Source organism: Methylobacterium indicum, assembly GCF_001043895.1.
GTDB lineage: Bacteria > Pseudomonadota > Alphaproteobacteria > Rhizobiales > Beijerinckiaceae > Methylobacterium > Methylobacterium indicum.
Genome location: NZ_JTHF01000028.1, coordinates 20121 through 32423 on the forward strand (window position 1 = coordinate 20121; position 12303 = coordinate 32423).

General features: G+C 72.8%; 9 protein-coding genes and 1 pseudogene. 4 read left to right on the forward strand and 6 right to left on the reverse strand.

Annotation, left to right across the window (positions count from 1 at the left end):
• The first annotated feature begins 12 nt into the window (after nt 1-12).
• Nucleotides 13-3468, forward strand: a complete 3456-nt coding sequence (gene addA / locus QR78_RS03930) for a double-strand break repair helicase AddA (RefSeq protein ID WP_048426196.1) — start codon at nt 13-15, stop codon at nt 3466-3468.
• A 162-nt stretch (nt 3469-3630) separates the two neighbouring features.
• The gene (gene trxA, locus QR78_RS03935; protein WP_048426197.1) at nt 3631-3951 is read left to right on the forward strand and encodes a thioredoxin; all 321 of its coding nucleotides are present in this window, start codon (nt 3631-3633) and stop codon (nt 3949-3951) included.
• Nucleotides 3952-4127: 176 nt separating this feature from the next.
• Here trxA and QR78_RS03940 read toward each other — a convergent pair whose 3' ends face one another.
• Both QR78_RS03940 and QR78_RS03945 read right to left on the reverse strand, forming a co-directional pair.
• Nucleotides 4128-4481, reverse strand: coding sequence for a hypothetical protein (locus QR78_RS03940; protein ID WP_048426198.1), 354 nt, complete (start codon nt 4479-4481; stop codon nt 4128-4130).
• Nucleotides 4482-4596: 115 nt separating this feature from the next.
• Nucleotides 4597-4908 carry a hypothetical protein gene (locus tag QR78_RS03945; RefSeq protein WP_244276529.1) on the reverse strand — a complete coding sequence of 104 codons (312 nt, stop codon included), beginning with the start codon at nt 4906-4908 and terminating at the stop codon, nt 4597-4599.
• Between the two features lie 155 nt (nt 4909-5063).
• Between QR78_RS03945 and QR78_RS03950 the strand changes: the two genes are divergently transcribed.
• Nucleotides 5064-5690, forward strand: coding sequence for a glutathione S-transferase family protein (locus tag QR78_RS03950; RefSeq protein WP_342027906.1), 627 nt, complete (start codon nt 5064-5066; stop codon nt 5688-5690).
• Nucleotides 5691-5745: 55 nt separating this feature from the next.
• On the opposite strand, the gene QR78_RS03955 is transcribed toward QR78_RS03950, so the two are convergent.
• Together QR78_RS03955 and ilvD are read right to left on the reverse strand one after the other, a co-directional pair.
• Complete coding sequence (locus QR78_RS03955; RefSeq protein ID WP_048426201.1) at nt 5746-6597, reverse strand: tetratricopeptide repeat protein; 852 nt, start codon at nt 6595-6597, stop codon at nt 5746-5748.
• Nucleotides 6584-8317 (reverse strand): dihydroxy-acid dehydratase, encoded by a 1734-nt coding sequence (gene ilvD, locus QR78_RS03960; RefSeq protein WP_048426202.1) that lies wholly within the window; start codon nt 8315-8317, stop codon nt 6584-6586. Before ilvD ends, QR78_RS03955 begins: the two co-directional genes overlap by 14 nt.
• 900 nt (nt 8318-9217) lie before the next feature.
• Here ilvD and argC point away from each other — a divergent pair.
• The gene (gene argC, locus QR78_RS03965; RefSeq protein ID WP_048426203.1) at nt 9218-10195 is read left to right on the forward strand and encodes an N-acetyl-gamma-glutamyl-phosphate reductase; all 978 of its coding nucleotides are present in this window, start codon (nt 9218-9220) and stop codon (nt 10193-10195) included.
• Nucleotides 10196-10226: 31 nt separating this feature from the next.
• On the opposite strand, the gene QR78_RS03970 is transcribed toward argC, so the two are convergent.
• Both QR78_RS03970 and QR78_RS03975 read right to left on the reverse strand, forming a co-directional pair.
• Nucleotides 10227-11894 carry a Na/Pi cotransporter family protein gene (locus tag QR78_RS03970; protein WP_048426204.1) on the reverse strand — a complete coding sequence of 556 codons (1668 nt, stop codon included), beginning with the start codon at nt 11892-11894 and terminating at the stop codon, nt 10227-10229.
• Between the two features lie 144 nt (nt 11895-12038).
• A pseudogene (locus QR78_RS03975) lies at nt 12039-12303 on the reverse strand (hypothetical protein); the annotation flags it as partial.

Below are 12303 nucleotides of genomic sequence, written 5' to 3' on the forward strand. Positions count from 1 at the left end.
GCGGGAGCAGGGATGGGTATCGAGGGCTTCGTCGTCGACGGGCTGACGCAGGCGGCGCAGCGGCGCGCCGCCGATCCGCGGGCCTCGGCCTGGGTGTCGGCCAATGCGGGAGCGGGCAAGACCAAGGTGCTCACCGACCGGGTGGTGCGGCTGCTGCTGCACGGAGCGGCCCCGGCCAAGATCCTCTGCCTCACCTTCACGAAGGCGGCCGCCGCCAACATGGCGATCCGGGTGTTCGAGCGCCTCGGGCGCTGGGTCACCCTCGACGAGGCGGCGCTGCGCGAGGAACTGACCGACCTCGAGGGCGAGAGGCCGGACGGCGCCACCCTGCGCCGCGCCCGGCGCCTCTTCGCCCGCGCGGTCGAGACGCCCGGCGGGCTCAAGATCGAGACCCTGCACGCGCTCTGCGAGCGGCTGCTGCACCTCGTGCCGTTCGAGGCCAACGTGCCGGCCCGCTTCGTGGTGCTGGACGAGGCCCAGACCCGCGAGGCGATCGACGGGACGATCGACAACGTGCTGGCCGACGCGGTCGATACGCGCCACCCGCACCTCGCCGACGCGCTCGCCCTCGTCGCCCCCGAGGCGGCGGGCGAGGCCCTGCGCCGGGCGATGACCGCGGCGGTGCAGAATCGCGGCCTGATCGGCCATCACGACGGCGTGCCGACGCGCCTTGCCGCGCTGCGCGACGCCCTCGGGCTTGCCCCCGACGAGACGTTGCCGGCGATCGAGGCCCGGATGCTCGACGGCGGGCCCGACCTCGCCGGGCTGGTCGCGGCGCTCCGCACCGGCAAGGCCAACGACGAGAAGCGCGCCGACGCCCTGGCGCTCGCCGCCTCCGCCACCGGCCCGGCCCGGCTGACGCTGACGCTCGCGGCCTTCTTCAAGGACGAGGGCGAGGGCGACCCCTACGCCGCCTCGTCGCTCGGCACCAAGTCGGTCCCGGCCGACGCCAAGGAGGCCCTGCTCGCCGAGCAGGCGCGGCTCGCGGGCCTTCGCGACCGCCTCAAGGCCGCCCGGGCCTTTGCCCGCACCGAGGCCCTGTTCACGCTCGCCGCCGAGATCCACCGCCGGATGGAGGCCCAGAAGGCGCGCCTCGGCGCCCTCGATTTCGACGACCTGATCCACAAGACCCTCGACCTGCTGACCCGGGTCGATTCGGCCTGGGTGCTGTACAAGCTCGACCGCGGCGTCGACCACGTCCTCATCGACGAGGCGCAGGACACCAACCCGCAGCAATGGGAGATCCTGCGCCGGATCACCGAGGATTTCTGCGCCGGCGACGGCGCCCGCGAGGCGGGCAACGGCCTCGCCCGCACCCGCTTCGCCGTCGGCGACCCCAAGCAGTCGATCTACAGCTTCCAGGGCGCTGCGCCGGAGGAGTTCGAGACCACGAGGCGGGCCTGGCGGCGGGACGCGGAAGCGGCCGGCCTGCCCTTCGCCGATGTCGGCCTGACCCTGTCCTTCCGCTCGGCGATCGGCGTGCTGCGGGCGGTCGATGCCACCTTCGCCCTCGCGGACCATTATCGCGGCCTGTCCTTCGGCGACACCGCGATCGGCACCGTGCATTCCACCGCCCGGGTGCGGGCGCCGGGCCAGATCGAGCTGTGGCCGGTCGAACGGCCGAGCGCCGAGGAGGAGCCCGACGCCTGGACCCATCCGGTCGATGCGATCGAGGCCGGGGCGCCGGCGCTCGTGGCCGCCCGTCGCGTCGCGAAGGCGGTGCGGCTCTGGACCACCGCGGGCGACGAATCCGGCCGGGTCTGGCGCCCCGGCGACGTGCTGATCCTGGTGCGCAAGCGCTCGGCGGCCTTCGAGGGGGTGATCCGGGCGCTCAAGGCCGAGGGCGTGCCGGTGGCGGGCCAGGACCGCCTCGACATCGCCGCCCACATCGCCGTCCTCGACCTCGTGGCGGCGGGCCGCGCCGCCCTGCTGCCGCAGGACGACCTGACGCTCGCCACCGCGCTGAAGACGCCGCTCGTCGGCCTCACCGACGACGATCTCGTCGGCATCGCGGCCGGGCGCGACCCGGCCGAGGCGCTGGTCGCGGCCCTGCGCCGCCGTGCCGAGGCCGGCGACCCGGCGGCGGAGCGCGGCGTCGCGGCGCTCGATCGCTGGGCGGCGCTCGCCCGGGCGCACGGGCCGTTCGGGTTCTATGCCGAGCTGCTCGGGCCGCTCGGCGGCCGGGCGCTCCTGGTGCAGCGCCTCGGCGGCGAGGCGGGTGACGCGATCGACGTCTTCCTCACGGCGGCCGCCCAGGCCGAGGCCGGCCCCGACGCGCCCTCGCTCACCGGCTTTCTCTCTCGCTACGCCCCGAGCGGCGGGCGCGATGCCGGCGGCCACACGGTGAAGCGCGACCTCGATTCCGCCCGCGACGAGGTGCGGGTGATGACGGTCCACGGCGCCAAGGGGCTGGAGGCGCCGCTCGTGCTGGTGCTCGACGGCTGCGACGCCCTCGGCCGCGATCCGGCTCTGATCCCGATGCGGCTGAAGGACGGCAGCACCGTGCCGGTCTGGTCGAGCGCCAAGGCGTATGACTCCCCGGCGATCGCGGCCGCCCGCGACGCGCTCCACGCCAAGGCCGGTGAGGAGCATAACCGCCTGCTCTACGTCGCGATGACCCGGGCCAAGGACCGGCTGGTGATCGCGCCCTATTCCGGCAACGACAAGGAGACGCCGGCCGAGGCCTGGTGCGAGATGATCCGCCGCGGCCTGGTGAAGGAGTTCGGCGGCGTCGAGATCGCCGAGATGCCCTACGGCCCGGCGGAGAGCTGGCGCGAGGGCGCCGCCCTGCCGGAGGCCCCGGCCGCGCCCGAGGGCGTCGCGGAGCCCGAGGCCGTGCCGGACTGGCTCCGCCGGCCGGTCGTGCCCGAGGCCGAGCCGCTGCCGCCGTTGCGCCCGTCGGGCCTCGGCGCCGCCGACGAGCCGCGCCGCTCGGATGCCCGCTCCAGCGACCCGGCGGCGCGCCGCCGCGGCGTGCTGGTCCACGCCCTTCTGGAGCACCTGCCGAGCCTCGCCCCCGAGCGGCGCCCGGCCGCGGCGGAGGCCTTCGTCGCGGCGCGCGCGCCCGGCCTCGATCCCGACCGGCGCGCCGGCATCGCCGCGGAGGCCCTGCGCCTCCTCGACGATCCCGGCCTCGCGGTCCTGTTCGGGCCCGACGCGCAGGCCGAGGTGACGCTCGCCGGCAGCATCGCGGTCGCGGGCGTCCCGCGCCCGGTGCACGGCCGGGTCGACCGGATCGCGGTGACCGACGCGGCGGTCTGGCTCGTCGACTTCAAGACCGGCCGCCCGCCCCGGGACGGCGCCCCCGCGCCGCGCGGCCAGGCCGCCCAGGTCGCGCTCTACGCGCGCCTCCTCGCGACCATCTATCCCGACCGGCCGGTGATCCCGCTGCTCGTCTGGACCGCCGGCCCGGTCGTCCGCCGCCTCACCCCGGAGGACTGTGCCGCCGCGCTTCACACGCTGGCGTGAACGGCGGTGCGGCATCGCACGGGTCGGCCGGGAAGGGGCTGGAAACCGGGGAGGGCTCTGCGGTCAAGCTTGATCGGCCCCGGCCCCGTTCTTACCTTCACCCTCACGCGGGCCGGTCCGCGACGTCGGCCGGCTTTGAGGACGCAGAAAAGGATTTTGGCGATGGCGACCGTGAAGGTGACCGACGCGAGCTTCGAGCAGGACGTGCTGCAATCGGACGAGCCCGTGGTGGTGGATTTCTGGGCCGAGTGGTGCGGCCCCTGCCGGGCGATCGGCCCGGCGCTGGAGGAGATCTCCAGCGAGATGAACGGCCGGGTGAAGATCGCCAAGGTCAACGTCGACGAGAACCCGGAGATCTCGGCCAAGTACGGCATCCGGTCGATCCCGACCCTGATGCTGTTCAAGGGCGGCGAGCTCGCCGGCCAGAAGGTGGGCGCGGCGCCGAAGGGCGACCTGTTCCGCTGGATCCAGGCCACCGCCTGACCGCTCGCGCAACGTCGACGAACGAGGAGCCCGGCCGAAAGGTCGGGCTTTCTCGTTCGGGCCGATCGACCGGCTCGCCGTGACCGTCCGCCCCGTCCCGAAGCGACTTTCGAAGCCTGTTCGACCTGTCACGAGGGGGGCGAACCTGTGGGACGCCGCGCGAGACCGCAGGCAGTCTACCCCCGCCGCAGCAATTGCAGGCGGCTTCCCGGCCCATACGCCACCCAGATCGCCGTGCAGGCCGCCTGCCGGTCGGTGCGGAGCCGGCCGTCGAGGTCGTCGAGGGCCGCCTGGAGACGGGCGGAGCGGGTCTTCTGGAAGAAGTCGGCGTGGTTGAGCTGAGCCTGCGACGAGAAGGCCCGGAAATGCTGGGCGTCGATCCGCACGCCGTCGCAGCGGCGGCTGGCGAGGTCGGCCTCGATGCCGGAGAGGAGCACCGGATCCTGCGGTGAGGCCGGCTCCCGGTGCGGCTGGGCGGTGAAGCAGAAGGCCGCCCAGGCGGCGGCGACGACGAGAGGTCGAACGATCATGGCAGGGCTCGTGCGAGGGCACGGGGTTGATCCTGCCGCAAGGAATCGCCGATGCCGGCCCGCGTTCCCGGCCTTCCATCCGTCATGTGTGCGAGCGCACGAGCCCGCATCGGCCTCAATCCGGGTCGCGCTCGATCAAGGCCGGGTCCATCGCCATCATGTCTTCGTCGAACGGCGCCGGCCCGGGCACCTCGCCGCGGATCAGGGTCTCGGCCTCGTCGTGGTCGACGTCGCGCATCTGCTCGGCGAGCAGCGCGAGATAGCTCGCCGCGGCCGACGTACCGAACAATTCGGCGAAGCGTGCATGGGCGACCGCCGCCATCGTCTCGACGACCGCCTCGGGCGGGGTGCCGGCCTCGACCGCGTTGTCGAAGACCGCCCGCCAGGCCCGCGACAGCCGCTCGCGCAGTTCGAAGGTGTCGTCCACGAGGCGGCCTCGCGCTCCGGGCCGGGAGCCGGCCATCCTCCGAGTATGGTGCGGGACGAGGGCGGATTCCACCCGGACGGCCCGCCGGGGGCTGTCCTTCCGGCGGTTCGGCGCGATATGGCGCCCGTGGTCGCCTCGCGCCGCAAGGGGAGAGAATGATGAAACTCTACGGCACCAGCCTGTCGCCGTTCGTCCGCAAGGTGCTGGTCGTCCTCGCCGAGAAGGGCGTCGAGGTCCAGCACGTGCCGCTGCGCTTCCACGATCCCGATCCGCGCTTCCAGGCGGCGAGCCCGCTCGGCAAGATCCCGGCGCTCGACGACGACGGTTTCCTGCTGGCCGATTCCTCGGCGATCATCCACTACCTGGAGCGCAAGCATCCGGAGCCGGCGATGCTGCCGGCGGGTGCGCAAGATCTCGGCCGGGCGATCTGGTTCGACGAACTCGGCGACACCGAGCTTTTCCCGGTCCTGATCAAGCCCTTCGTGCAGCGGGTGATGCGGCCGAAGATGATGAACCAGCCCTGCGACGAGGCCGTGGTGGCCAAGTGCATCGGCGAGGAGCTGCCGCGGCTCTACGACTACCTGGAAGCGCAGATCGACGGGGACTTCCTCGTCGGCGGGACCTTCGGCCTCGCCGACGTCTCGGTGGCGACGAGCTTCCACAATCTGCGTCTCGCCGGCGAGACGGTCGATGCCGGGCGCTGGCCGCGGCTCGCGGCCTACGTCACGGGCATCCTGGAGCGGCCGTCGTTCCGGACGGCGATCGCGGCCCGCCAGGGCTGAGGCGGGGGGCGAAGGGGCGGAGTGCCGTCCCCCTTCGCTCGCTGCCCCGTTCTCGTCACCGACCCTTGGCGCTGCGGCGGTAGAAGCCGTCGACCTGGGACTGGGCCTCGGCCCGGTCCCGCTCGGTGGCGGCCGCCATCGCCTGCTCCTGCAGAGTGACGATCCACTGGTCCTTCGGCCCGTCCGCCGCGTCGCGGGCCAGCGTCAGCCAGGCGAGGCCCCGGGCGCGCTGCACCGTGACGCCCTGACCGTTGATCAGGAGCTGGCCGAGCAGCGCTTGCGCCGCCGGATGCCCCTTCTCGGCGGCGAGGTTGAACCAGCGTGCCGCCTGGCGCGGGTCCTGGGTCACGCCGGTGCCGTCGAGATAGAGCCGGGCGAGGTTGTACTGCGCGTTCGGGTCGCCGTAGTAGGTCGCCGCGTAGTTGAACATGTCGTAGGCGCGCTCGACGTTCGCGCGGACGTAGGAGCCCTTGATCCCGTCGAGGAAGTAGCGGCCGAGCGCCGTGAAGGCGCTCGCCACCACGCCGGCATTCGGCGCCTCCGGGCCCTCGTCGGCGTTCTCGTCGGCGATCTTCGAGAAGAACTCGAACGCCTTGAGGTCGTCGTGCGGGACGCCGTCGCCTTCCGCGTACATGCGGCCGAGCTTCCACAGGGCGAGCGCGTGGCCCTGGCCGGCGGCGTATTCGAGGGCGCGGGCGGCCCCCTCCTTGTCGCCGGCATTGTAGTCGCGCATGCCCGTCCGCATCGCCTCGCGGGCGGTGCGGTAGCCCGCCGCGGCCGGCACCGGCGTCCGCACCGCGGCGTCGAGCGCCGCGGTCGGGCCGGCCCCGGCCATGACGAGGCCCAGCAGCGCGAGGAGGAACCGGCGGCCTGCCCGATCGGGCAGGCCGGCCTCAGATATCCGCATAGGAGAGCGTCTCCTGGGCCCCGCCCGGATGCGTCACCGCGCCGTTCACCGCCGGGCCGACGGTCTGCGCGTATTTCCACAGGTAGCCCGAGGTCGAATCGTTGGCCCGCGGCTGCCAGGCCGCGCGGCGCTGGGCCAGCTCCTCGTCCGAGAGGTCGACCGAGAGCGTGCCCTGGATCGCGTCGATGCGGATGAGGTCGCCGTCCTGGAGGAGGCCGATCGGGCCGCCCACCGCGGCTTCGGGCCCGACATGGCCGATGCAGAAGCCGCGGGTGGCGCCCGAGAAGCGCCCGTCGGTGATGAGCGCCACCTTGTCGCCCATGCCCTGGCCGTAGAGGGCGGCGGTGGTCGCCAGCATCTCGCGCATGCCGGGGCCGCCGCGCGGGCCCTCGTAGCGGATCACCAGGACCTCGCCCTCCTTGTAGGTGCGGTTCTTCACCGCCTCGAAGCAGGCTTCCTCGTTGTCGAAGACGCGCGCGGGGCCGGCGAAGGTCTGCTTCTCCGGCGGCATGCCGGCGACCTTCACGATCGCGCCCTCGGGGGCGAGGTTGCCCTTGAGGCCGACCACGCCGCCGGTCGCGGTGATCGGCTGGCTGGAGGGCCGCACCACGTCCTGGTTGGCGTTCCAGGCAACCTTGGCGAGGTTTTCGGCGATGGTGCGGCCGGTGACCGTCAGGCAGTCGCCGTGGAGATAGCCGCCGTCGAGCAGCGTCTTCATCAGGAGCGGGATGCCGCCGACCTCGAACAGGTCCTTGGCGACGTAGCGCCCGCCGGGCTTCAGGTCGGCGATGTAGGGCGTGCGCTTGAAGATCTCGGCGACGTCGAACAGGTCGAACGCGATGCCGCATTCGTGCGCGATCGCCGGGAGGTGGAGCGCCGCATTGGTCGAGCCGCCCGACGCCGCCACCACGGTCGCGGCGTTCTCGAGAGCCTTGCGGGTGACGATGTCGCGCGGGCGGATGTTCTTGGCCAGGAGCTCCATCACCATCTCGCCGGCGGTGGCGCAGAACCGGTCGCGGATCTCGTAGGGGGCGGGCGCGCCGGCCGAGTAGGGCAGCGCCAGGCCGATCGCCTCGGAGACGGTCGCCATGGTGTTGGCGGTGAACTGCGCGCCGCAGGCGCCGGCCGACGGGCAGGCGACCTGCTCCAGCTCCTCGAGGTCGTCGTCGCTCATCGCGCCGACCGAGTGCTTGCCGACCGCCTCGAACAGGTCCTGGATGGTGACCGGCTGGCCCCGGAAGGTGCCGGGCAGGATCGAGCCGCCATAGATGAAGACGGAGGGCACGTTGAGGCGCACCATCGCCATCATCATGCCGGGCAGGGACTTGTCGCAGCCGGCCAGCCCCACCAGCGCGTCGTAGGCGTGGCCGCGCATGGTCAGCTCGACCGAATCGGCGATGACCTCGCGGGACGGCAGCGAGGCGCGCATGCCGCGATGCCCCATGGCGATGCCGTCGGTGACCGTGATGGTGCAGAACTCGCGCGGCGTGCCGCCGGCCGCCGCCACGCCCTTCTTCACGGCCTGGGCCTGGCGCATCAGCGAGATGTTGCAGGGTGCCGCCTCGTTCCAGCAGGACGCCACGCCGATCAGCGGCTGGTGGATCTGCTCGCGGGTCAGCCCCATGGCGTACAGGTACGAGCGATGCGGCGCGCGGTCGGGACCCTCGGTCACGTAGCGGCTGGGCAGCTTCGATTTGTCGGTGGTGTGACGCGCGTCCATGGCCCTGTCCCGTACCCGTAGTTTCTTGAAAGGCCGGTGTTTCCCCGGTCCCGCTCCCTGCGCCGTCCCGGGACGGCTTGTCGCGAAACGATTCCACCCGAGGGCCGGTCCGTCGGCGCCGCCCGTGATCACCGGGACCCCGAATGACCGCGATAAAGCGCTGTAGGGACAATCGCTTAACGTGGCCGTTGAGGTGCCGCCGGTTTATGGCGGGAACGCGGCGGAGCAAAGTGCGGTCTGAGGCAAACCTGGGATGCTTTCAGGGTGTTGCGACCTCGCCACAGCTAAGCTTGCGGCGAGTGCCCGGCCGGGGTGGGGGATGTCTGCCGGGACACCGGCTCTACATGGCGGCCGTTTGTGCCCGGCATGAGGCGAGTTCGTGCGGATGTCGGGGCCGGCACGGGGCGTTCGTGGGCGCATGATGCTGGTCTCGAGACTTGTTAGATCCAGCGAGGCGGGCCGAGAACCGGAGGCGGATCGGATCGATCCCGATTTCTCGGCGTCATGCGGTCGAGGGCGGGTATCGAGACCCGCGCGTTCGTTCTCACCCTGCGAACAGGATCCGGGTCCGCCGCGGTCGGCCGCGTCGCAGGTTGTTTCGGCTACGCCCTCGGCCCGTCACTGTCCCCGGACATCGCGCTTGACGATCGCCGGGCCCCGCGACAATGCTATACAACATGACCAAGTTCAGGACCCTCTTCGACCGACGCCGACGTCGCTGCTCCCACGCGGCGGCTCCCGGGCTCGCGCGTCGATCAGCGTCCTCCCGCGTCGTGGTGGCCTAGACCCAGGCCGCACCGCCGGAGCGGCCCTGAGCCGCGTTCCTGGACCCCCGCAGCCTTCGGCTCCGGGGGTTTTCTTTTGCCCTCATCTCTTTGCCCCATCACGAGGACATTCCCCATGAGCATCCGCGTCGGCATCGTCGGGATCAGCGGTTTCGGTGGCGGCGAGGCGCTGCGCCTGATCGCCGGCCACCCGTCGTTCGAGCTGGTCTATGCCGCGGGCGAGGGCAGCGCCGGCAGCCGCCTGGCGGAGCGCTTTCCCGGCGTGCCGGCCCGGCTCGCCGACGTGGTGATCGAGCGGTGGGATCCCGCCTCCCTGCCGCCGCTCGACGTGCTGTTCGCCTCGCTGCCCACCGGCACTTCGGCCGAGGCGCTGGCGCGGGTGCCGCCGGAGGTGAAGATCGTCGATATCGGCGGCGACCACCGCTACGTCGACGGGTGGGCCTACGGGCTCGCCGACATCTGGCCGGACCGGATCGCGGGAAGGACCCGCGTCGCCAATCCCGGCTGCTTCCCGGCGGCGACGCTGACCGCGCTGGCGCCGCTCCTGGCCGACGGGCTGATCGAGCCCGGCAACATCGTCATCGACGCGAAGACCGGCATCTCCGGCGCCGGAAGGGGCGGGGCCGACAGCCGGTTCGGCTACGCCGAGAGCAACGAGAACCTAGTCCCCTACGGCCTGCTCCGGCACGTCCACATGCCCGAGATCGCCGAGACGATCGAGCGGCTGAGCGTCGGCAGTGCGGCGGGGCTGGTGTTCACACCCCACCTGGTGCCGATGACCCGCGGCCTCCTCGTCACCGTGTATGCCCGCGGCCGCGCCACCACGGATCGTTGCCTGGACGCGGCGCGGCGCTTCTACGCCGCGCGGCCGTTCGTCCGCGTCACCGACCGACCGCCCCAGACCAAGTGGGCGACCGGCTCGAACCTCGCCTTCGTCAGCTACGCCGCCGATCCCGAGCGCAACCTCGTGATCGCGATGGGTGTCGTCGACAATCTCGGCAAGGGGGCGGCCGGCCAGGCGGTGCAGAACGCGAACCTGATCTGCGGCCTGCCGGAGACCGCGGGGCTCGACGGCGCGCCCGTCTGGCCGTGACGCGGGCGGGTCGCCCACGCCGGACCAAGGATCAGGGCGCTTCGAGGCGGCTCGTCCGCAGGGCGCCGCGGCTCTCCAGGATCGGGTAGGCGGCGCCCGCGACCAGATGGTCGTTGACCCGCTTCAGGTCGCGCACGAGATCGGGATAGAGGGTGCTCGCCTCGGCCGGCCCCGCCCCGGTGCTGCCGCTCGCCTCGCGCAGTCGGCGGAAATGCGCCTCCGTCGCCCGCGCCTCGAGATCGCGAAACACCGCCTTCTCGTCGGCGAGCCGCCGGGCGGCGCGGGGATCCTCGGTCAGGAAGGCGGCGCCCGCCGCGCCGAGGTTCGCGGAGAGCCGCGCCAGCAGCGCCTCGACCTCCGCCTTGCCCTCGGCCGAGAAGGCGAGCCCGCGCTTCAGGCGCTTGGCCGCGTGGGTCATCACGTTGCGCGAGAGGATGTCGCCGGCATGCTCCAGGTTGGTGGTGAAGGCGATCAGCGTCGCGATCCGGCGCTCGTCGTCCTCGCTCAGGGCCTCCGGGTCGAGGCGGACGAGGTAGGCCTTGATGGCGGCGTTGAGCCGGTCGAGCGTGTCGTCCATCCGGCGGATCTCGGTGACCTTGCTCCGGTCGCCGCCGGTCAGCGCCTCGCCGGCGCCCGCCGTCATCTCGGCCAGCACGTCGGCCATGCGCAGGGCCTCGCGTCCGGCCGCGCCGAGCGCCACCGGCGGCGTCTCGAGGGCCGCCTCGTCGAGATGGATCGGCCGGCCGGGATCGTGCGCGTCGATGCGTTCGGGCACCAGCCGGCGCAGCAGGGCCGAGACCGGCCCGAGCAGCGGCAGGAAGACCAGCGCCAGGACGAGGTTGAAGGCGGTGTGGAAATCCGCCACCGCCCGCGACAGGTCGGGCTGCCAGGTCACCGCGAGGGGCCCGATCAGCCCGAGGCAGGGCAGGGCGACGGCGCAGCCCGCCGCCCGGGTGAGGAGGTTGCCGAGCGCCACCCGGCGCCCCGCCGCCTCGCCGTCCCGCGCGCCCTCGAGGACCGGGTTGAGGGCCGAGCCGAGATTGGCCCCGAGCACCAGGGCCATCCCGGCCTCGAACGGCAGCACCCCGGCATGGGTGAAGGACATCACCAGGAGCACGATCGCCACGCTCGAATGGGCCGCCCAGGTCAGCACCGCGCCGAGCATCAGGGCGATCAGCCGGTCGGTCGCGACGGCGCCGAGCAGCACCCTGAGGGCCGGCACGTCCTCGTAGGGCGTGATCACCTCGACGAGGCGCGAGAGCGCCATCAGCATCAGCCCGAGACCGATCGCCGCCCGGCCGAGGTCGCGGGTGCGCGGCTCCGAGCCGCGGCGAAACAGGATCACGCCGACCAGCACCAGGACCGGCGCCACCCGGGCGACGTCGAAGGACAGAACCTGCACGATGAGCGTGGTGCCGATATTGGCGCCGAGCATCACGGCGAGCGCCGGCACCACCGCCACCAGCCCGGCGCCGGCGAAGGAGGCCACCATCAGGCCGGTCGCGGTGCTGCTCTGGAGGAGCGCGGTGACCCCGAGACCCGCCGCCAGCGCCTTGACCCTGTTGCCGAGCGCCACCCCGAGGAGACGGCGCAGGTGGGGACCCAGCGCGCGCTGCACCCCGGTCTGCACCATGTGGATGCCCCAGAGCAGCAGCGCGACCGCGCCGCAGAGATCGAGCAGGGTCAGGGTGGTGTCCATCCGCGTCGGTCGTCCTCCATCGGGGTCAGGCCCTGACATAGGGCGCCGGAACGCCCGGGTTCCTGCCCCCGATGCAAGTCTGCTGCCTGTTCTGCTGCCTGTCGGCGGTGGATGTCGGGGCTTGGGAGGTCAGGGCTTGGGAGGTCAAGGCTTGGGACAGGCCGGGTCCGCCGGGCGCGGCGCGCGCCGGAAGTCCAGGACCGCGCGGGTATAGGTCTCGACGACCTCCGAGAAGGGCTGCCGCTCGCCCGTGAACAGCACCGCGCGGTGGCTGAACAGGTGCTCGGGCACGTCGAGCGTGCCGCAGGACGGAGCCGGCGGGGCCGCCTGGTCCCAGCCCTCGGGCAGGGGCTGCCAGTGCGGCTCGGCGCCGACGGTCTGCCGGGTGGTGCCGAGCGCCGAGACCGCC